This is a genomic window from Vibrio ruber DSM 16370 (genome assembly GCF_900163965.1).
GTDB lineage: Bacteria > Pseudomonadota > Gammaproteobacteria > Enterobacterales > Vibrionaceae > Vibrio > Vibrio ruber.
In genome coordinates this window covers 1-21,321 of the sequence record NZ_FULE01000029.1, presented here as the reverse complement: position 1 = coordinate 21,321, position 21,321 = coordinate 1, and the positions used below count along the sequence as shown (strand labels likewise).

Annotated in this window: 16 protein-coding genes, 1 pseudogene and 1 riboswitch; of the genes and pseudogenes, 10 read left to right on the top strand and 7 right to left on the bottom strand. The window is 46.3% G+C overall.

The window, feature by feature from the left end; all coding sequences use genetic code 11:
• The first annotated feature begins 37 nt into the window (after positions 1-37).
• The 7 genes from cmoB to VR7878_RS21380 all read left to right on the top strand — a co-directional run bounded on the left by cmoB (position 38) and on the right by VR7878_RS21380 (position 7,324).
• Positions 38-1,009: a tRNA 5-methoxyuridine(34)/uridine 5-oxyacetic acid(34) synthase CmoB gene (cmoB, locus tag VR7878_RS10235; RefSeq protein WP_077335878.1), complete on the top strand. Its 972-nt coding sequence runs from the start codon at positions 38-40 to the stop codon at positions 1,007-1,009.
• Between the two features lie 105 nt (positions 1,010-1,114).
• Positions 1,115-1,906: an ATP-dependent zinc protease family protein gene (locus VR7878_RS10230; protein ID WP_077335876.1), complete on the top strand. Its 792-nt coding sequence runs from the start codon at positions 1,115-1,117 to the stop codon at positions 1,904-1,906.
• Positions 1,907-1,926: 20 nt separating this feature from the next.
• Positions 1,927-3,435 carry an inactive transglutaminase family protein gene (locus VR7878_RS10225; RefSeq protein ID WP_077335874.1) on the top strand — a complete coding sequence of 503 codons (1,509 nt, stop codon included), beginning with the start codon at positions 1,927-1,929 and terminating at the stop codon, positions 3,433-3,435.
• A complete protein-coding gene (locus VR7878_RS10220; protein WP_077335872.1) occupies positions 3,432-4,412 on the top strand; it encodes an alpha-L-glutamate ligase-like protein in 981 nt (326 codons plus the stop codon). Before VR7878_RS10225 ends, VR7878_RS10220 begins: the two co-directional genes overlap by 4 nt.
• A gap of 180 nt (positions 4,413-4,592) precedes the next feature.
• Positions 4,593-5,561 carry a glycosyltransferase family 2 protein gene (locus VR7878_RS10215; protein ID WP_077335870.1) on the top strand — a complete coding sequence of 323 codons (969 nt, stop codon included), beginning with the start codon at positions 4,593-4,595 and terminating at the stop codon, positions 5,559-5,561.
• Entirely contained in the window at positions 5,527-5,955 is a 429-nt protein-coding gene (locus VR7878_RS10210) for a GtrA family protein (protein ID WP_077335868.1), read from the top strand. Before VR7878_RS10215 ends, VR7878_RS10210 begins: the two co-directional genes overlap by 35 nt.
• Positions 5,945-7,324 (top strand): hypothetical protein, encoded by a 1,380-nt coding sequence (locus tag VR7878_RS21380; protein WP_077335866.1) that lies wholly within the window; start codon positions 5,945-5,947, stop codon positions 7,322-7,324. The genes VR7878_RS10210 and VR7878_RS21380 overlap by 11 nt, the downstream gene beginning before the upstream one ends.
• Positions 7,325-7,461: 137 nt before the next feature.
• On the opposite strand, the gene mukB is transcribed toward VR7878_RS21380, so the two are convergent.
• From mukB to cmoM, 4 genes are read right to left on the bottom strand one after another with little or no spacing between them, the layout of a single operon-like run.
• Positions 7,462-11,916 carry a chromosome partition protein MukB gene (gene mukB, locus VR7878_RS10200; RefSeq protein ID WP_077335864.1) on the bottom strand — a complete coding sequence of 1,485 codons (4,455 nt, stop codon included), beginning with the start codon at positions 11,914-11,916 and terminating at the stop codon, positions 7,462-7,464.
• Positions 11,913-12,617: a chromosome partition protein MukE gene (gene mukE / locus VR7878_RS10195; RefSeq protein ID WP_306345800.1), complete on the bottom strand. Its 705-nt coding sequence runs from the start codon at positions 12,615-12,617 to the stop codon at positions 11,913-11,915. Before mukE ends, mukB begins: the two co-directional genes overlap by 4 nt.
• Positions 12,618-12,621: 4 nt before the next feature.
• Entirely contained in the window at positions 12,622-13,965 is a 1,344-nt protein-coding gene (mukF, locus tag VR7878_RS10190) for a chromosome partition protein MukF (protein ID WP_139344072.1), read from the bottom strand.
• A gap of 15 nt (positions 13,966-13,980) precedes the next feature.
• The gene (gene cmoM / locus VR7878_RS10185) at positions 13,981-14,760 is read right to left on the bottom strand and encodes a tRNA uridine 5-oxyacetic acid(34) methyltransferase CmoM (RefSeq protein ID WP_077335860.1); all 780 of its coding nucleotides are present in this window, start codon (positions 14,758-14,760) and stop codon (positions 13,981-13,983) included.
• Positions 14,761-14,874: 114 nt separating this feature from the next.
• Here cmoM and elyC point away from each other — a divergent pair, with 114 nt between their 5' ends.
• From elyC to VR7878_RS10170, 3 genes are all read left to right on the top strand, one after another.
• Complete coding sequence (gene elyC / locus VR7878_RS10180; RefSeq protein ID WP_077335967.1) at positions 14,875-15,672, top strand: envelope biogenesis factor ElyC; 798 nt, start codon at positions 14,875-14,877, stop codon at positions 15,670-15,672.
• 292 nt (positions 15,673-15,964) lie between these two features.
• Positions 15,965-16,975: an HTH-type transcriptional repressor PurR gene (gene purR / locus VR7878_RS10175; protein WP_077335858.1), complete on the top strand. Its 1,011-nt coding sequence runs from the start codon at positions 15,965-15,967 to the stop codon at positions 16,973-16,975.
• Between the two features lie 142 nt (positions 16,976-17,117).
• Positions 17,118-17,203, top strand: a riboswitch (cyclic di-GMP riboswitch).
• Between the two features lie 128 nt (positions 17,204-17,331).
• Positions 17,332-17,922, top strand: a complete 591-nt coding sequence (locus VR7878_RS10170; protein ID WP_077335856.1) for a TfoX/Sxy family DNA transformation protein — start codon at positions 17,332-17,334, stop codon at positions 17,920-17,922.
• A 146-nt stretch (positions 17,923-18,068) separates the two neighbouring features.
• Here VR7878_RS10170 and glgA read toward each other — a convergent pair whose 3' ends face one another.
• From glgA to VR7878_RS10155, 3 genes and pseudogenes are all read right to left on the bottom strand, one after another.
• Entirely contained in the window at positions 18,069-19,526 is a 1,458-nt protein-coding gene (glgA, locus tag VR7878_RS10165; RefSeq protein WP_077335854.1) for a glycogen synthase GlgA, read from the bottom strand.
• 1 nt (position 19,527) lies between these two features.
• Positions 19,528-20,745, bottom strand: a complete 1,218-nt coding sequence (glgC, locus tag VR7878_RS10160; RefSeq protein ID WP_077335852.1) for a glucose-1-phosphate adenylyltransferase — start codon at positions 20,743-20,745, stop codon at positions 19,528-19,530.
• Positions 20,746-21,195: 450 nt separating this feature from the next.
• Positions 21,196-21,321: pseudogene (locus tag VR7878_RS10155) on the bottom strand (IS200/IS605 family transposase); the annotation flags it as partial.

Genomic DNA, 21,321 nt, shown 5'->3' with positions numbered 1-21,321 from the left:
CCCAGTTTTATTTTTCGTTCGCAGGATACTCGATTCAATGTTTAACTTTGCTAATTTCTATCAGCTCATCGCGCAAGATCAACGCCTTCAACCTTGGCTGAATGTTTTACCTCAGCAACTGACAGCCTGGCAGAATGATTCACACGGTGATTTTGAACGCTGGATGCGATCATTAAATAAGCTCCCGACATTCACCCCTGATCGGGTAGAACTGAAAACAGAGGTTGCCATTCGGAATCAGGTGCCTTTAGCTGACGGGGAACAAAAAAAGCTGGAAAATCTGCTGAAAACATTTCATCCGTGGCGTAAAGGGCCTTATCACATTCATGGTATCCATATTGACACGGAATGGCGTTCAGACTGGAAATGGGATCGTGTCCTACCACATATTTCTCCGCTGAAAAATCGAAATGTGCTCGATGTCGGCTGTGGTAATGGCTACCATATGTGGCGGATGCTGGGAGAAGGTGCTCGTCTGTGTGTCGGCGTAGACCCCTCTCACCTGTTTTTAATTCAGTTTGAAGCAATACGGCGATTAATGGGCAACGACCAACGGGCACATTTATTGCCATTAGGTATCGAAGCGCTCCCTAAACTGGAAGCATTTGATACGGTGTTTAGTATGGGCGTGCTGTACCATCGTCGTTCACCGCTGGACCATTTGTTACAGTTAAAAGATCAACTGATTTCAGGCGGAGAACTGATTCTGGAAACATTGGTTATCGAAGGGGATGAAACCGCTGTTTTGGTGCCGAATGATCGCTACGCGCAAATGCGCAATGTGTACTTCTTTCCTTCGGCACTTGCATTAAAGGTATGGTTGGAGAAATGTGGATTCACTGACGTCGTGATTGCCGATGAGAACGATACATCGGCAGAAGAGCAACGGACAACCACATGGATGACTCATAACTCATTGCCGGACTATCTGGACACGACAGACCCGAAGAAAACCATTGAAGGTTACCCAGCACCAAGAAGAGCGATTCTGATTGCACGGAAACCATAATTGACATACATCTAACGCGCAATATCAAAAATCAGAGTACGCTAGAGCGTGGAAATCACCACTGAATGCTTTTATCAATCATAACAACGAAGAATTAGGTTACTCATGTTTAAACGACTTGCACTTGTGGCCGCAATATCCACACTAGCGGGATGCGTCACAACAGAGGAAAGAAACTTACACCAAGAGACAATCGCAGCAATTCATGGGACAGAAAGCAATATTAACCAGCGTCTGACCAATCTGGAATTGCAGTCCAGTAATCAAGTTGATTACATCGATAGTCTGGAGAGTGAAGTTTCTTCTTTAAAGCAGCAAATTCACAAGCTCAATCAGAATCATTATCAGCATTCATTACTGCAAGAGCACAACTCGCAAACCCTGCAGCAGATGGCTTCGTCCGACCCGGTTCCGGTGAATAAGGTCATTCTCGGGCAGGTTGAGCGTGTCAGTATCGAACCGATCAAACAAAAATTCGATGCTCGAGTAGATACGGGGGCGACGACGTCCTCTCTGGACGCCACTGATATTGAAGAATTTGAAAGAAATGGGAAAGACTGGGTCAGATTTCATTTATCAGGCCGCAGTGAACAGGATGCAGATAAATCCTCGGATAAGAAAAAAACCGATGATAAAGCATCGAAAGAAGATAAAGACAACTGGATTGAAGCGCCCGTGTTACGCTATGTCAAAATTCGGCAGGCTTCAACGTCCGAAACCGAACGACGTGCCGTGGTTGAATTATGGATAAGCGTCGGAAGTATTCGTGAACGGACAGAATTTACCCTTGCCGATCGCTCTCATATGTCACACCCAATTTTATTGGGACGTGAATTTCTCCGCGATATAGCGCTGGTGGATGTGAGTAAGAAATACATTCAATCTACGGCCAAATAATTATCTGGTGAGTATTGACCATGACCTCCCGAATTCCATTTTATATCTCTATCGTACTGCTGATTGCGATCGGCATTTATTTAAGCGTTTTTCGCCATCAGGTTTATGGTGTCCCTTGGACACCAGGCGAGACGAAGCAAGTCTGGGAAATTGAAGCGCGCATTCAGTTTAATGCGCAAGGTAAAGAAGCCAAAGTTTCCCTTGCAGCGCCATACACTCAGGACGGATTTACGCTGATTAGTGAATCCGCCTCTTCTCCTGGTTATGGGGTTTCTTACCTTGAAGCGAACCCCGGGCGGCGTGCCGAGTGGTCGATTCGCCGGGCCAGTGGCCCACAAACGATCTATTACAAGACACAGTTCCTTGTCGATCCGGAGGCTAAATCACGTCCTGAACCACCGCAAGGCCCGGTTGACCGCCCCACATTCGATAGCCCGGAAGAAGCTGCGGCAGTCTCTTTGATTACACAAGCAAATGAGCGCTCAGCCGATGACATCACCTTTACCAGAGAACTGATCAAAGCCCTGAATGACGAAGAAAGTCAGAACGCACAGTTGCTGCTGAATCAGATGACAAAGTCTGAAGCGACCCAAAAAATGCTTTCATACTCGGGGATTCCCAATAAGATTGTTGGGGTTCTGGAGCTGGAAGATGGCCGTCGTCGTCAGAGTATTGAACCCATGAATGAAGTCTGGGACGGGGAGCGCTGGGTCGTCTTTAACCCGGATACCGGCAAACAAGCCAACCATCCCAATTTATTGGTATGGGATGAATCCAATGTCTCCTTACTGGACGTAATTGGCGGTAAAAACAGTCGCGTGCAGTTCAGCATGATTTCCCGCGAGGTATCACCACAAGAGGCCACCAATAGTAAAGTCAATGCGGACGGATTACTCAACCTGTCGATCCACAGTCTCCCGTTAGAGGAACAAGCGATGTTTAAAACCATCATGTTGATTCCTATCGGTGCCCTGATCGTGGTATTCCTCCGTGTCATTATCGGTCTCAAAACCTCCGGGACATTTATGCCCGTTTTGATCGCAGTGGCATTTGTCCAGACCCAGCTACTCACCGGTATTATCGGTTTTCTGTTGATTGTGGGGACAGGACTGATTATTCGCAGTTACCTGTCCAAGCTGAACCTGCTATTGGTAGCACGAATATCAGCGGTCATCATTGCTGTGATCCTGATTATTTCGCTCTTTACGGTTCTCTCCTTCCGGCTAGGGATTACCGAAGGCCTCACGATTACGTTCTTCCCGATGATTATTCTTTCATGGACCATTGAGCGGATGTCGATTCTCTGGGAAGAAGATGGTGCAAAAGAAGTTTTTCTTCAGGGTGGCGGCTCTCTGTTTACCGCGATTCTGGTTTATCTGGGAATGACCAACCCCTATGTTCAGCACCTCACATTTAATTTTATCGGATTACAGTTGATTGTGTTGGCACTGATTCTGTTGCTGGGAACTTATACCGGCTACCGTGTCAGCGAATTGAAGCGCTTCAAACCTCTGGTAGATGAACTATGATTTTTGAAAAATATACCTCCCCTTTTCGCTTAAGGCATAAGGGGATCATGGGGATGAATAAGCGCAACCATAGTTATATTGGTCGTTACAATGATCGCTCTAAATATCCCTTAGTCGATGATAAGCTCCAAACCAAAATCATCGCAGAGAAAGCCGGATGTACCGTCCCCCAGCTTATCGGGGTGATCCGCAACCAGTATGAAGTCAAAAAAATTCACCAACTGGTTCAGCAGTGGCCAAACTTTGTGATCAAACCAGCCCGCGGTAGTGGCGGAAAAGGAATTTTGGTAGTCACTTCTCATCAGAACGGTGTTTATGTCAAACCATCTGGTGCCACACTCAGTGCTGAAGATGTGGAAAGGCATGTCAGTAACGCGCTGGCAGGGCTATTTTCGCTTGGCGGTAAAAATGATGTGGCAATCATCGAGAACCTGATCCAGTTTGATGACTGTTTCGATGGTTTCAGCTATGAAGGGGTCCCGGATGTCCGGGTCATTGTTTTCAAAGGCTATCCCGTGATGTGCATGATGCGCCTGTCTACCCGTGCATCGGATGGCAAGGCAAACCTGCATCAGGGAGCCGTTGGGGTCGGAATTGATATCGCAACCGGCCGGGCAGTACGGGCTGTTCAGTTCGGGCAACCCGTGACACATCATCCGGACACCGGCCGGGCACTGATTGAACTGGAAGTACCTCACTGGCAGCGTCTGCTTGAACTTGCCGCGCAAGCATGGGAAATGACGGGGTTGGGTTATCTTGGGACCGATATGGTGCTGGATAAAAATAAAGGCCCGATGGTACTGGAACTCAATGCTCGCCCCGGTCTCGCCATTCAGATTGCCAATGGCGCGGGTTTGTTACCGCGACTCAGACATATTGAACATATGGGTTCACCTGAATTACCCTTAGCCCCCCAAGCGCGGGTTGAATATGCGATGCAACATTTTGCTGCAACATCACAGCATTTAACCCAATAATGCCTCTCCCCCCGTACGCTATCTTCCATGAGAAAATCCAACCGAGATAGCGTCAGGGGGATACAACCGCTCTCTCCGACTAAGATTGCTGATCTTTTCACCTCGCTTTGTCATGATTCTTACATTCGATTGCTAGGCTGATTCCATGTCGTTATCCATAATGGAGCTAAGTGGCAGGCTATGAATACAAAAAAGAAAATATCCGTGATCGTCCCTTGTTTCAATGAAAGTGAAGTGATTGATTTTACGGTCAAAGAGCTAATTTCCGTCACCAATGCAATTCCCGGCTATCGTTTTGAGTTAATTTTTGTCAATGATGGCAGTTCGGACGATACCGAACAGCAGTTGCTGGCGCACAGCCGCCGACATCATCAGGTCATCGTGCTCTCTTTGTCGCGTAATTTCGGTCATCAGCAAGCCGTCACCGCAGGGCTAGATGCCAGTTCCGGTGATGCGGTGGTGTTGATTGATGCCGATTTACAGGATCCCCCTAAACTTATCGAGCAGATGATCGCCAAGTGGGAAGACGGTTATGATGTGGTTTACGGTACGCGTGATCACCGTGAAGGCGAATCCGCTTTTAAACTCGCTTCCGCCAAACTATTCTATCGGATGCTCAACCGTTTATCAGAAGTCCCAATCCCATTGGATACCGGAGATTTCCGGCTGATGGACAGACAAGTGGTTGATCAACTGACTGCGATGCCGGAAAAAGCGCGCTTTATTCGCGGTATGGTAAGCTGGATAGGCTTCAACCAAACTTCGATTTTGTACGAACGTTCACCTCGCTTTGCCGGAGAGTCGAAATACCCGCTGAGTAAAATGCTTAAATTCGCCCTGGATGGCATTCTTTCGTTTTCCGTAAAACCCCTGAAACTATCCATCATGATGGGATTCTTGTGTTCAGGTGTGGCCTTTGCGATGCTCATGTACTCGATTTATGTTCGTCTGATGACCGACCATTGGGTTTCCGGCTGGACATCACTATTCGTCGCTATTTTGTTTGTTGGTGGCGTACAGTTGATCTCGATTGGCATACTCGGTGAATATATCGCCCGGATCTACAATGAATCGAAAGGTCGTCCGCTTTATATTGTGAAAAAAGGAAGAGCGCTTGAATCTACCAAGAAACATTCCGTGGCTAGATAACCGAATTCGTCCCGAACTCAGACAAACTCTCCGTTTTGCGCTGGTGGGTATGCTCAATACCGGGACGAGCTATATTCTATTCGTCATTCTGTATCAGCTTCTCGGTTATTATCTCGTGGCATCCATCCTGTCTTATATGATCGGGATGCTGATCAGTTTTATGCTCAATCGAGGTTTTGTCTTCAAAAGCTCCGCCCGTCGCGGTCAGTTGCTACCGTTCTGTGTGGTGAATTTGTCATCACTCGCCTGTAGTACCGGTGTGTTGTATCTGTTGGTCGAACAACTGGCGATGTACGTTTATTTCGCACAGGTTGTTGCGATTGGTGTTTCGATGACCATCAACTACTTGGGTTATCGCACTATTTTTTCGTCTCGGAGGACAAATGATCAATAATCATGCTTCATCCCCCTCGGTATCATACAATCCGTTCGATACGGTCTCACTATTCAAATGGGGAATTCTGACGTTTACTCTGATATGGACAATATTTAACTTACACGAATCCATGTTGGAAAATGTGGCACATGATGCTTTACCTTACATGGACGATTATGTATCTAAATTTGTCTCTGAAGGACGCTGGGTTAATTTTGCTTTATTCGACCTATTACGGCTGACGCCTGCTGTTATCGCCGGCACTCTATGCAATGTATTTATTTTTATTTTTGGTTATCAGGTGGCAATCGGTGTAAGACAAGATCGCTGGCTTGCCTGCTGCTTCGCGCTACTGGTGATCAATGTTCCTTATTTTACCATGTTGTTCAAATGGCCGATGACATTGATTCCCGGTACATTGATGTTGGCATTGTTCAGTTGCATTAAAGATCGCTATTCACGCCCGGTGATCTTACTCACCTCCGGTATTCTATTGTTTGCGACCTACCCGGCATTCTATTTTCTGATGCCTTTGCTCTTCATCCGGCAGTTGAATGAAGAGAACTTCCGAAGTCTGCTGCAATTTCTTGGTTTCTGGATTGCCGGTTATGTACTCGGCTATGCCGTCGCGAATTTGAGTGTTTATGCTTATACCCTGCTCCAGAACGGTACGGGCCACTTTATTGAATTTGTCTCATGGCGGAAATCAACCCCATCGACGGATATCAGCGGAATCATTGCCAATATCGCCAAGAGTGCGGGGAACTTTGAACGCAATGCCCGCTATCTGGCAGAATTAAGTCCTCTGTTCTATATTCCGGTTGCAGTGACGCTCGTCTGGGCATTAAAAAATCATCTGAAATACACCCTCGTCGCATTGCTGGTGGTCTTCTCCATTTACGCCAGTGTCATTCCGCTGGGCGTGAAAGTACCGCTACGCTCTGGTGTCACCCTGCCACTGGGGATGGCAATGCTGGTGTTGTTAGTCCCCCGCTTCTGGTGGCGCGCCTTACTGTTGGTGACCCTGTTTATCCCGTTTGCGTGGCAGATGCATCAATATAACTATGGCTACAACGAGAAACGTATTCTCTTTGCGGAAATGATAACCGAGCATGATTCCCACAATTATCTGCAACAGCCGCAGCAGTTCAAACAAATCATTATCAGTGTTGATGAAACTAAAACCAGCGCTTATTTCTACAGACTCACCGGTTCCGATGCGTTTAAGAATCTGTCCAATCTGCGACTGCACTATATCAAGCCTTATCTGTATCAATATGGCTGGCATGATAGCGACATCGTTGTCAAAGATGTCCCGAGGGCACAGGTTCGCGGAGAGGCAACCGTGGAAAAACAAGCAGATAAACTATTCGTCTCTATTGATTAAATGAATATATCCCCTCCCCCGGATATAAGGGCGGCATTCACCGCCCTTTTTCGTGACCAGATGCATCATACACAACAAAAAAACCACCTGAAAAAACAGGTGGTTTTTATAATTTAACCAGTAATCATCCGGCTACCTTAGGAAGCTTCCGCCGCCATATCTTCGGATTCAGACGTCTGATTGTGGCCAAACCCCCGCAAACCAACCACATGAACGTGTTCATGGTTTTTGTGAATCTTGCGCACTAATTTATATGTGGTGCCTTTTTCCGGACTGATATTTTCCGGTGCTGCAATTAACAGTTGCATATCCAATCGATCACACAACTCAAACAGGGTTGAAATCGACTTGGCATCCAGCCGTGCAGCCTCATCAAGGAATAAGAGACGACATGGCACAATATCTTTACTACGCAGACGACGGGATTCCTCTTCCCAGCTCTGCACAACCATCAACAGAATAGACTGACCTGTCCCAATCGCTTCCCCGGTCGAGAGCGCGCCTGACTCAGCCTGTAACCAACCATCCGTTCCCCGGTTAACTTCAACATTGAGCTCCAGATAATTCCGGTAGTCCAGCAATTCTTCCCCCAATACCTGCGGTGAACGCTGCCCCATATCGATATGCGGATTAACCCGCTGGAACAGTTTCGCCATTGCTTCAGAGAAAGTATAACGCGGGCTGTTGAACAAGTCCTGATGCTGCGCCTGCTGCTCCGACAACCCAGTCAGGAGCATTTCGTGGCTTTCACGCACTTTCACATTCAAACGTACCCCATTGACCTGACCGAAGTGAATATTGGACAGACCTTGGTTGAGCATCCGAATCCGGTTCTGCTCACGTTGAATCGTTTTAAGAATAATACTGGCGACAGACTCAGAACTAATCGCCAAACGTGATTCCCGCTGGGTCAGCTCTTCTGTCAATCGGGCAAGCTCAACTTCCATTTCTTCAATGGCTTCAACCGGATCGTCGGTGCGAATAATATCCTGCCGAATCCGCTCACGCAGGTGTTGATACACTTCAATATAAAACAGCACCTTACGCTCCGGTCTGGCATTATCTTCAGACTGACGTAAAGCATCTCTCAAGGTATCATTATCGGCAACGGCCAGACGCAGAGAGCCTAACGCTTTATCTGACATAGAACGAAGCTCGCCTGCTGATAGGTAAGCCAGCTCCCGTTTATGTAAACGTCGCTCAACATCATGTGCTCTTGCTAACCGCAGCACCGAGCACCATCCAGCTTTAGCATTGACGATAAACGTTCTGAGATCGCGGTACTCTTTCTCAACTTTCTTCAGCTGTCGACTCAGCGATGTCATCTCCATCTCGGTCGATGTACGCGTTCTCTCCAGCTCACTTTGTCGCTGCCGGGAGACATGCAAACGCTCATAAAGCTCGTTCTTACGGCTCTCTGCGCGTTCCAGTGCGCTGGCATCGGTATGCACACCCAACTCTTGTAACTCTTGTTCAAATTCTTGCACAGTTTCGAGTTTTGACTGATGGGCACTCTTGAGTGAAGCCAATACCTGATGATACTGACTGGCCTGCCCCTGACGCTGTTTCAAGACTTCTCTGGCTTCACCGCGCTGGGATTCCGCAAGTTGTAATTTCTCTTTCAACTGCTCACTCAATGCATCACTCTGATTGACTAACGCCACTGCATCGGAATAACGCAAATGATGACGGCGTTCAATCAAATCCGAAATGGCAAAAATCTGAGTTTTCACTTGCTGCAACTGCTGGTCGGCCTGATGATACTCATTTTCCAGCGCGTCAAACAGTTCCGGGTCGTTTTCGAGGGCATTGATACAGCGACTCAATTGCTCGATTGCCGAACCATGTTGCGTTAAAAAGCGTTTGGCCTCATCCAGTTCTGCAAGGCTGTCTTCAATCTCACTGGCTTGCGCCTGCAATGTATCATCGGCCAACAGGTGGACAAAAGGCGCAACCTTCTCAATGAGTGATAGCGCGTTTTTACTTTGCTGTTGCCGTGTTTGTAGCTGCTGTTCCTGATGGCTCAGTTCAGTCAGTGAGCGACCAATCTGATTCAACTGCTCACGACACGTCTGAAGTGCCTGTTCCGGATCAGCTTCAAACACTGTCGTCATATGAGACGCTACAAACGTCTGATATGCCTGATATAACCGTTGCAATTTCTGCGAATCAAATGAAGCTTTGGCGTGCAACTCAACAATATCATCTCGCTGAGCCCGCAGCTGCTCCAGCCGCTGCTCTCTTGCGGCCCGGCCGAACAGAGGAATCTCAGGGAAACGGGAATAACGAATCTGGCGGTCATTCAAACGGACACAGACGGCGCCTTCAAGCTCATCGGCATCAAACGAACTGTCATCAAAAGCATCAACATCACCTTCAATGATGTACACATCTTCCGGGCAGTCATCCAGCTCCGCCAAGCGCTCCTGAATTTCTGACAAATCAGAGACAACAATGGCATGTCTGGCCGGACCGTACATCGCACTGAAATAAGGGGCGTCTTCCAGCGTAATATCATCATAAATTTCTGATAACAACATACCGCCTAATGTATCAGCCAGCGATTTTAGCCGCGCATCATTGGCTCCGCCGGGAGAGGCCAGCCGTTCAATTTCCTGTTCAAGATTATGACGCTGTAATGCGAGTTTTTCTTTCTCTGCTGTTTGCTGTTTTTCTCGCTCCAGCGTCTGCTGCATATGAGAAAAAACCGCCTGTGAACTTTCCAGCGCTTCGCCACTCTGTTCACGCAGATCATCTAACGCATTACGCGCAACAATCCACTGAGGCGCAATACTTTCCAATCGCTGAATTTGCGCACGGATATCTTCTTGATTGCGGCGTAAATTACTGCGTGATTCCCGAAGTGCGATGAATTCCTCGTCCACAACCTCCAATACTGCCTGATGCTTTTCACGCGCTTCATTGATCGCGGCTTCATCATCGAGCGTTTCCTGATATTCGTGCTGATAGGTCTCTGCCAGGGCTACAATATTGCTCTGGCGCTCTAGCTGGCGGGAAATCTCGCTCTGACGGGTATACCACTGGTTTTCCTGTGCAATCAATTGTTTACACTGTCGTGATTTTTCAATCAGGGTTACACCGTGCTCATAGGCAGTATGACGTGCCACATCACCAAGTACGGACTGTACTAACTGAAATGCCTGCTCAAACTGAGATGCAACGGCAGCCGACATATCCAGACGATGCTTCAGTTGCAAGACCCGCTCGGTCATCTCATGCTGTGACTGATTCAACGTCTGAATTTTCTGCGATGCATTGTCAGCCGTCAGGCTCTCATCACCCAGTGCAGCTTTGGCTTTTTCCAGTGCCTGAACCGCTTGCTGATACTGGAGTGCTCTGGTTTGCTGTACATCCAGCGCTTGCTGATAATCGGCCAGTTGCGATTTCAGACTGTCGACTTCATCTTCCAGAATCGTAGTATGATTTTCAGCTTCAAGGGTCTGCTCCTGAGCCTCTTCAACCACCATCAGTTGCTCTTCAAGACGCTCATTCAGTTCTTCTAGGTCTTCCCGGTAACGCTCAATTTTTTCTTTTTGGCGTAATGCGTTATGCACCAGTTGCAAATAATCCGAAGCACTCTGGTGATCTTGTTCCAGCGCTGATTCCTGCTCCGTCAGTTCATCGAGTTCATCTTTCACCCGAGTCAGCAATTCACTTTGCGTCACCAAAGTTTGCTGCGCACCGAATAAAGTCTGACGGAATGACAGTGCCTGTTCAACTTTGCTGCGACGCTCATTGGCATGACGCATATAATCAGATGCGACATAATTGGTTGATTCAGTAATCAGATGTTTGAACAGATCCCGATCCGCCTGCGTGGTTTTGATCGCTTCAAGCGTCATCCGGTTTTCACGCAGTGCGGCTTCCATATCCTGAAACGCTTTCTTCACACCGCCATTCTGCGGCAGCAAATAGTCACGCAGCGAACGCGTGATCGCACTGGAAATCCCACCGTATAAAGAGGCTTCAATCAAACGATAAAATTTGGAACGGTCACTGCTTGAACGCATTTTTTTCGGTACAACCCCAAATTCAAACATCTGGGTGTGGTAATCCACCACCGAACTAAATGTTTTGAACTGCGTTCCTTCCAACCCAGCGACAGCATCTTTCACTTCACTGATTGTCCGTACCCGGGCTTGTTGATCCGACAAGGTTTCAATCAAAATGTCTGTCGGGCGAATATGGCTGGGAATGCCCTGCACCAGAAACGGCTTAATATCGACTTTCTTATCCCGGCCGGCCACTTGTTGCAGTCGGACAGCAAACAGCACTCTCTGCTTGCGCGAGTTCACCACATCTAATGCGGCATAACATGTGCCGGGCTGAAGTTTACCGTGTAACCCTTTATCTCGTGACGACTGGGAACTGCCGGCTTCAGTGGTATTACGAAAATGCAGCAGACTTTGGTCAGGGATCAGCGCGGTAATAAAAGCTGCCATTGTGGTTGATTTCCCCGCACCGTTCCCACCGGAAAGTGTGGTGACCAAATTATCAATATCAAACGTACGGGCAAAAAAACCGTTCCAGTTGATCATGGTCAGCGATTGATACTTACCTCTTTCAATCATGCTTCACCTTCAAATCCTGTTAATGTTTCTGATGAGGTCTCATCGGCGGATGCCTCATCGGTATCTTCCGTCGCTTCATGAGCATCACGGCCGGGAACAACGGCTTCACCGTCACGAATCAATCTTAGCTGTGCTTCCTGCATATCATCACCGACACGCACATCAGCACCGAAGCGGAACACCGCTTCGGTGATCCGAAATTTTTCACTTTCACCCAGAACGACCAGCATTCCCATGCGACGCAGTTTCCGTAACGATGTTCTGACTTTTTCAAACAGCTTTTCCCGATCCAGATCGGAACCACCGGCCCGGAAAGTCACCAAGCGCATCAACTTTTTCTCATCGACCAGCGTAAGTAACTCTTCATACAATTCCTGATGGGTAAAAATGCCTTCATGTGCCAGTCTTTCGGGGCTGAGATACAGAAAGCACAAAACCTTACCGACCAACATATCGAGTTCGGATAACACACTGCGATTGAGTAATGATGTCGAGCGCGGCCTCAAATAAAAGAACCCCTCGGGAGCCCGCACCAGCTCAGTATTATAGCGCTGGTAGAACTGGGCCAGTTCTGGCTCAAAATCCGACAAAAATGTGTGATTATCCATATCTTCACCGGAAACATGCCGTCCGGCACGTAATAAACTATCCAATGCCGGAAATAGCGGATTGGAAAGTGCTTTGACCAGTTTCTCTGGCATATATTCATTCATATCTGTCGATGACATTTGCTTGTACCTTTGCACCAAATTCATTGATTGCCTGCCAATCTGGCTGAATCGCCTGATAATCAGACGCCGAATATCCTAACCGGACGGCCTGATCGACCACGATTCTGGCTAAATCAAAATGATGCGTTTTTGGATGTTCTGAGAGGTAATTCTTTAAAATGATACCGAGATCAATTGGTGTACCTTGATCTTTATGCACGGTGAGCATTGCGCCGATCTGCTCGGCCAGCACATCGTTGACCTGTTGAAATTCTTCGTATTCAACATCTTCAGGAACTTGCCCTGTGACTTCATCGTCCCGGAGCACCAAGGCTTCATCCCGCATGTCCATAAAGCGCTCGGCATCGGCAAAAGTAAGAAACCAAGGCGTTGCGAAATAATCGTTCATCGACTGACGCAAACGCTGACTGAACGCCCGGTTCTGGTCCATATCAATCGCAGTCCGGATGAACTTGTGAACATGCCGGTCATAACCGATCCATAAATCAATGGTCTGTTGACCCCAGCTAATGATACGATCCAGTTTAATCTGCAACTGAAATAAAGTTTCTTCAATAAATGCCAGTCCGGATTCACCGTAAACACATTCCTGAATATCAAGAATCTGTGTCTGCATTTCATCACCGGCAGCCTGAAGGGTATCTTGTAATTCTTTGAGCGTCGATGAAGTCTCTGACAACAGCGATTCACAATTCTGAATCGCGTCACGCCAGTCTTTATTCAACAGCTGAGCAATCTGTTCTTTAATCTCTTGCTGCTGCTCATCCATGACTCGCTGGTTAAGATCAATCTGATCAAAAATCTCACCGACGGAATATTTTAAAACACCATACACATTCTTTTGCCAATGAGAGACGGTGCCGCCTTTTTCAGCGGCTTCTTTGGCCTTGGCCATTTCATCTGCAACAATCGACAATTGAATTGACAGTTTCAGTTTAGAAAACTCACGATGACGCAGATAATAATCGGTGATGCCAATTGCCAGCGGTGATAATCGATAGATACTCACCCCATCGGTCACTTCACTGGTAAAGCGCCGGATAAGTCGCTGGTGAACCAAGTCATTGATCGCATTATTGGCTCGGAAAGCGGACGCTTCTGCAGTCTCATCAAATAATCGGGTAACGATCGCAAATGCATCATGCAACTCCCCCTCACCGAGTTCATCATCAAATCGATCCCGGCTCAATACGGCAATCGCAATCAAAAATGCGAGTCGCTCGGTATTTAGGTTGAGAGACAAGTCATGCTGCCTGACCCATCCAACCAATTCATCGATTGGTTGTACTTCGGCTTGTTGCGCCAATTCGTCTATCATTGTTTCCATCATTATTTACTGTTTTCTGGCCCATACATGAATATAACGACCCAGAGATAAATAGGGCTCTTGCCGACACAATTGCCTTTCAAGCGCCAGTACATCTTCTTCGCTGTATTCGCCCATATTCTGGCGATTACCAATATAATCACTGAATGAGCGGATACCACTTTTGCCCTCAATACTGAATCCACAAGCTTCTATCCATTGGTAGACCGATTCTGGATTCAGACCTTTTTGTGGCTGTAACTTAAACCGTTTACGATATGGCATCCCCTCTAACACATGAGGGATATTCCCACATATGACATTTTTCAGAACGAGTCCGTGATGATTGTAAAACATGATAGACGCAACGCCACCACTCCGAACCTGAGCCAGTAATTTTTCCAGCGCATCCTTCGGGTCAGTTAACCACTCCATCACGGCATGAAACATCAAGAAGTCAACCGGATCGGCAATATATTGTTGCATATCCTGCACCGGCGCATGGACAAAGCGATACTGCGCAAGCAGACCATTTTTTTCAATATCGGTCTGCGCCAACTGCAACATTTCAGAAGAAAGATCACATAATGTCACCTGATGTCCCTGCATCGCGAGCCGCTGCGATAGCTGTGCCAACCCACCACCGGCATCCAGTACAGAAAGTGGGAACTGTTCCGGAGAAAATGATGTTAAAATAGTTTGAATATCTTCCCACACAATGGTCTGACGGATCATACCTTTGTCAGAGCCATATATATTTTTTGCAAATTTGTGGGCAATATCGTCGAAATTGCGATCTTCAGTCACAGTAGCTTGAGTTATGATAACCAATCGTGCTGCTATTCTGTCATAGGAATGGCAGGAATAAAGAGGATTATTCGTTTTTAATCTCAATTGCTGTTTTTTCGGACTATTTCTTATATGTTTGAGCTTAAAAAAATCATATCTGCATTAATGATGCCCCTTCCCGCCTTGCTCATTATCGGTTTTATCGGCCTGATGATGATTATGTTTTCAACCAAAAGGAAAACCGGTTGCCTGATTGTTCTGTTCTCTTATACATTGCTGTTTCTGGCTTCATTCCAACCCGTTTCTGATCGCCTTCTCGCGCCACTGGAACGCAAATATTCAGCCTTTTTACCCGTTGAAGGTAACATTGACTACATCATGGTTCTCGGTAGTGGTCACGTCGTTGATGATCAACTGCCGCCGACATCTCAACTCAGCCGCTCAGCCCTGATGCGACTCACAGAAGGTATCCGGATTATGCGGATGTATCCGGGGTCTCGCCTGATTCTTTCCGGGTATGCCGGTGGTACCCGCTTTAGTCACGCCCGCATGTTGGCAAGAGTTGCCTTATCACTCGGTGTGGCAAAATCAGATATCGTATTGCTGGAAAGTGCGAAAGATACATGGGAAGAAGCTCAGTTAGCCGCAAGTTTTGTCGGACCACGTAAATTGGTGCTCGTGACATCCGCCAGCCATATGGATCGCGCATTACATGAGTTTCAATCTGCCGGACTCAACCCAATCCCGGCTCCAACCAACTACCTGTCTTATAAAAATATAGCGCAACCATGGATAAAATATGCGCCTAAAGCGATTTATCTCGAGCAGACAGAAAGATATTGGTATGAAACATTGGGGAAGTTTTGGCACTATTTGAAGAACTGGGTCGCTAATCAGGAGGCAACCGTCTCTGAATCCGCCCTTGAATAAAAGCAAAGCTTTAGTATCAGATGACATCACCATTTCAGCCCGATCCACTGTCGGATGAAACGGTGAGTGCTTCATTTTGATTGCTATTACTGAATCAGCAGTCTAGAATTCGCGGTTAAAGCTGATTCCAGACCAGACAAAAACCGCTAAATTTAGCGGTTTTTGTCCTTAATCACCGAATAGCTTCAGAATGTCATTTCTGCGTAGGTTATTCGAATATATAAAATCTTCAATCACTAAATAATTTGCTCCGGATTGCTGGACCTTCAGCATAAGCGACAGGACAATACCTATGGCTACGATAAAAGACGTTGCCCGCTTGGCGGGAGTTTCAACAACAACTGTTTCACATGTAATTAACAAAACTCGCTTTGTGGCAGAAACGACTCAGGAAAAAGTCATGGAAGCCGTCAAGACTTTAAACTATGCGCCCAGTGCAGTAGCTCGGAGTCTGAAGTGCAACTCAACGCGAACAATCGGGATGTTAGTCACCCAGTCAACAAACCCCTTTTTCTCTGAAGTCATTGACGGTGTTGAAAGCTATTGTTACCGACAAGGCTATACACTGATTTTATGTAATACCGGTGGCCTCTATGAGAAGCAACGCGACTATATCCGGATGCTGGCCGAAAAACGGGTCGATGGGATATTAGTCATGTGCTCCGACCTTACTGCCGAGCTTTGGGAAATGCTGGAAGCCTATAGCGATATTCCAAAAGTTATTATGGACTGGGGACCAGAAAACTCACAAGCCGACAAAATCATCGATAACTCAGAAGAAGGCGGCTACCTGGCAACTAAGTATTTGATTGACAAGGGGCACCGCAGAATTGCTTGCTTGAGTGGACATTTAGCAAAAGCAGCATGTCAGGAACGGATTCAAGGGTTTCGCAGAGCAATGGCTGAAGCGAGCCTGACCCCCAACGAAGACTGGATTCTGGAAGGCAACTTCGAGTGTGACACCGCAGTCTTGGCTGCCGATAAAATCATTGTGATGGATGAACAGCCCACTGCTGTTTTCTGTTTCAACGATACAATGGCTTTAGGGCTGATAAGTCGCTTACAACAGCGAGGCATTAAAGTACCTGAAGATATATCAGTCATCGGTTACGACAATATTGAGATCTCGGAATATTTTTCGCCACCGCTGACAACCGTTCATCAGCCGAAACGACGGGTCGGAAAAAACGCTTTTGAAATCTTATTGGAGCGGATCAAAAGTAAAGAACATGAGCGCCGTACGTTTGAGATGCATCCTGAAATTGTCGAACGCAATACCGTTAAAGATTTAAACAAAAATTAACACCCAATTAACACTTCGTTGGAGGGAGGTCATTCCTCCAACCACTTTCTTTCTATTGATAACCTCTATTAATTGGACTAGAATCACACATTGTGGAGTAGTTATTAGGATACATACTTCATAATTCCGTACTGGAAAAGTGTCACGCACAGGGCAAACCATCTGAAAAGATGGGACGCAAAGCCTCCGGCCTAAACCATGAAGATGATAGGTAGCGGGGTTACCGATGGCAAAAATGCATTTCATGTTCGTCAATCATTTGACGTTTTGTTAACATACTTTCTGCATTCTTTTGCTAAATTCTCGGACCTGATTTTGGTGGCGTATTCATTTAAAAATACACCGAGACGTAAAGCATGGACAAACCAACTCTTAGAGATTCAATGCGGCTTTTTGAACAACTGGGCCGTGTCAAATCACGCTCAATGTTCGGCGGGTTTGGTATTTTCGTAAACGACATTATGTTCGCACTCGTCGTTCAAGATAAACTTCATATACGAGCAGACAGTCACTCACTGGAAACGTTTAAAGCAAAAGGTTTTGAACCTTATGTGTATACAAAACGTGGTTTCCCTGTTGTGACTAAGTATTTTGCACTTCCTGATGACTATTGGGATGATGTCAATACGATTCTCAATATCGCCAAACAAGCCTATTTGAATGCAAAAGATGAAAAAACAACGCATGTCGAAGCCAAACCACAGCGTTTGAAAGATTTACCAAACCTGCGTCTGGCGACCGAACGAATGCTGCGTAAAGCCGGTATAAATTCAGTTGAAGAGTTGCATCAGAGAGGTTCTCTTAGTGCATATAAAGCGATTTTAAGCTCTCATCCTTCAACTCAACCGCCGCTAGAGCTCCTGTGGGCACTAGAGGGTGCGATTGAAGGAAAACACTGGTCAGTGATTTCTCAGGCAAGACGTGATGAGCTGGCTCGGCAGATCTAATTTGTTGAACAAGCTTCTCCCTATCGTATACATATCCTAATGTATACAACTCCCATTTGGTCATTGAGCCTGAACGAAAAAAGCACCGCTAGCGGTGCTTTTTTATTGTCAATCGAATCATTATCAATGTGTCAATTAGTTAGTAGTTAGTAGCCCATCAATGCAGCCTCATACATCCGAACATACTGCTGCGCAGAATCTTCCCAGCGGAAATCTTGCTGCATAGCACGTAACTGAACATCCAACTTTTTCTCCGGATGTTGTAAATAGAATAGTAATGCTCGTTGCATACAAATGAGTAATGCTTCCGGTGTCGGTTCCGTGAAACTGAACCCCGTTGCCTTGTCGGGAAAATGGTCATAATCAAACACGGTATCTTTCAGCCCACCGACTTCTCGGACAATCGGCAACGTCCCATAAGCCATGCTGTAAATCTGATTTAATCCGCACGCTTCAAATTCAGAAGGCATTAAAAAGAAATCTGAGGCCGCTTCGACTAAATGGGCAAAACGATTGCTGTAAGCATCAACAAATGCAAATTTCTGTGATGAAGTTGCTGAAAGCTGATGTAGACGATTGGCAATTTCAGGCTCCCCTGTTCCGACAATCACCAATTGTACGTCATTGCGCAGAAACTGTTCCAGAATCGGCAACAGATAGTGAAACCCTTTTTGATAGGTCACACGACATACCATGCCAAACACTGGTACATCCCGGGTTGGTAATAGCAGTTCTTCCTGTAGTTGACGCTTACAGGTTGCTTTCCCTTCTTGCAAAGAATCGGCCTCATTGGTGTAATTGCGTGGAATATAGCTGTCAATGCGTGGATTCCACTCCGAATAGTCACATCCATTAAGAATACCGAACAGATCTCTCTCCCGGCGGACAAAATCATCGACAAGTCCGTGGGCACCAAGTGGCGTCAGCAATTCTGCAGCATAGTGAGGACTCACAGCATTAATCTTATCTGCATATGCGATACCGATTCTGAGTGCACTCACATAACCGAGACCATACTGTAGAGATTCCATACCACTTAAGTGTAATTCAGGAATAATCTCTAATTCATCATAAGAAAAGACACCTTTAAACAGCGCATTATGGATCGTCAATATACTCTTCATCCGCTGAAAATAGGGCTCATTGGCATAGCGTGTTTTTAACAGAAAAGGGACAAACCCGGTATGCCAGTCGTTGGCATGAATGATATCAGGCTGAATCCCCAGTTTTGGCAAAACATCCAGTGCCGCAGCCGAAAAGAATCCAAAGCGTTCTCCATTGTCGGCATAGGCGCGATTATGTTCAGAATACAGCTCCGGCCGGTCAAAGTATTTATCACAGTCAATCAGATAAATTTCAACGCCGTCCCGGTCAAACTTACGGACTTGATAAACGGTATGAGGCCAGTGAGACAATTCAGTCTCTAAAATCACAGTTGTATCAGCTTTGTCCGGCACGAGACGATAACCGGGCAACACAATTCTTACGCGATGCCCAAATTTACTCAACGCTGTAGGAAGCGCTTTTGCAACATCGGCCAACCCACCACTTTTTACAATCCCTTCAACTTCTGAAACGGTAAACCATACATCGATTTGTTCCATGTTAGAATCCAACTTTCGTTCCTTTCGCAATCACCACGATTCCCCCTTCAGAGACATAGAACCGTTTCCTGTCCAGTTCTAAATCTTCACCAATCACGGTGCCGGGGGCAATTTCAACATGCTTATCAATAATCGTCCGTTTGATCGTACAACCGGCACCAATCTTTCCATCCCCCAGAATAACAGATTCACTGATATGAGACCCAGCCGCAATATTACTCCGATACCCAAGGATTGATTTAAAAATCGTCGCACCTTGAATATAACTCCCTCCCGACACGAGGCTATCAGTAATCTTAACACGGCGCTCATCGGCATCGACAAATGTTGCCGGCGGTAACGGCGGATAGTAGGTATGTAGTGGCCAACTTCGATTGTAGAGAGAAAACAAGGGATCATTATTCAGCAAATCCATATTGGCTGCCCAATAAGAATCGATGGTTCCGACATCCCGCCAATAGGTTGCTTTTTTTTCACCTTTAATTTTATTGGTCGAAAAATCGTAAACGTAAACATGCCCTTTCGGGAAAAGTTTCGGAATAATATCTTTCCCGAAATCGTGACTGGACTGCTCATTCGCTGCATCTTTTTTCAGCTCATCGCAAAGAACATCAGCATCAAAAATATAGTTCCCCATCGAAATCAGCGCCCACTCCGGCTCTCCGGGAATCGACTTTGGCTTGTCCGGTTTTTCTTCAAAACCGATCATTTTTCCGTCATGGTCAATTTCAATCACACCAAACTGAGAGGCTTCTTTTATAGGCATTCGTAATGCGGAGACCGTCAGATGCGCTTCCGTTTGTTTATGGAAATCCAGCATCTGACGAACATCCATCTTGTAGATGTGATCCGATCCGAAAATACAAACATAATCAGGTGAGGCAAGCTCGATGAAGCGAACATTTTGATAGATGGCATCAGCGGTTCCTTCATACCAACGTTTCCCATCTCTCATCTGAGCGGGGATCACATCGATGAATCGATCCGTAATACCGGACACATTCCAACCTTTTTTCAGGTGGACATAAAGTGATTGAGATTTAAACTGGGTCAATACGTAAATACGCATCAAATCCGCATTGACAAAGTTGTTCAGAGCAAAATCAATCAACCGATAACTTCCTCCGAACGGAACTGCGGGTTTACTTCTGCCTTCGGTTAAAGGTCTCAGCCGAGATCCTTCACCACCAGCTAAGATCATACTCAATACACCAGCCATGATTGAAACTCCATATTACCTTTTTATAATCTGCTACGACCTAGTGCCATAGGCCGGTACTTACTTTTAATGTCACAAAAAATTAATGCAACGCGTTGTTTATAACTTATCGGGATTATCACAGAATACAAAATTGAAACGCCAAACTAGTGAAGCACCTATCGATCAGCGTCTCTAACTCCCAAGCTAGTTCACAGAAAGCAAAAAAAGTAAGAATATTATGAGCATCATGCTACAGCGCAGACCCAGGGATTATATGAGATCATCACCAAGCCTCCCTTCCGATCTCGGTACTGTCAGAACCATCTAAAATGGGTGCAGTACAAATAAAAGTGATGATATAAAAAAAAGTATCCACCGGCATAGCCGGTGGTTTTTCATATGCGCCTATAAGGCTCTCCTACTAGCAGCGCCCTAGCAGGCGCGTAGTGATCTGACATTTGCATATGACTACTTCCTGCGGCCCGTAAACGGGCTACCTGAATACGGGATCGACAATTGCTCTCCCATTTTATCCTGCTCTAGTTGCTGCTTAATGTAATTTTGTATCTTGCTCGTATTTTTACCTACCGTATC

Bases quoted from the DNA above. Each gene is read 5' to 3' on its own strand.
- cmoB (WP_077335878.1), top strand. From the start codon at position 38: ATGTTTAACTTTGCTAATTTCTATCAGCTCATCGCGCAAGATCAACGC.
- VR7878_RS10230 (WP_077335876.1), top strand. From the start codon at position 1,115: ATGTTTAAACGACTTGCACTTGTGGCCGCAATATCCACACTAGCGGGA.
- VR7878_RS10225 (WP_077335874.1), top strand. From the start codon at position 1,927: ATGACCTCCCGAATTCCATTTTATATCTCTATCGTACTGCTGATTGCG.
- VR7878_RS10220 (WP_077335872.1), top strand. From the start codon at position 3,432: ATGATTTTTGAAAAATATACCTCCCCTTTTCGCTTAAGGCATAAGGGG.
- VR7878_RS10215 (WP_077335870.1), top strand. From the start codon at position 4,593: ATGAATACAAAAAAGAAAATATCCGTGATCGTCCCTTGTTTCAATGAA.
- VR7878_RS21380 (WP_077335866.1), top strand. From the start codon at position 5,945: ATGATCAATAATCATGCTTCATCCCCCTCGGTATCATACAATCCGTTC.
- mukB (WP_077335864.1), bottom strand. From the start codon at position 11,916: ATGATTGAAAGAGGTAAGTATCAATCGCTGACCATGATCAACTGGAAC.
- mukE (WP_306345800.1), bottom strand. From the start codon at position 12,617: ATGCCAGAGAAACTGGTCAAAGCACTTTCCAATCCGCTATTTCCGGCA.
- mukF (WP_139344072.1), bottom strand. From the start codon at position 13,965: ATGATAGACGAATTGGCGCAACAAGCCGAAGTACAACCAATCGATGAA.
- elyC (WP_077335967.1), top strand. From the start codon at position 14,875: ATGTTTGAGCTTAAAAAAATCATATCTGCATTAATGATGCCCCTTCCC.
- purR (WP_077335858.1), top strand. From the start codon at position 15,965: ATGGCTACGATAAAAGACGTTGCCCGCTTGGCGGGAGTTTCAACAACA.
- VR7878_RS10170 (WP_077335856.1), top strand. From the start codon at position 17,332: ATGGACAAACCAACTCTTAGAGATTCAATGCGGCTTTTTGAACAACTG.
- glgA (WP_077335854.1), bottom strand. From the start codon at position 19,526: ATGGAACAAATCGATGTATGGTTTACCGTTTCAGAAGTTGAAGGGATT.
- glgC (WP_077335852.1), bottom strand. From the start codon at position 20,745: ATGGCTGGTGTATTGAGTATGATCTTAGCTGGTGGTGAAGGATCTCGG.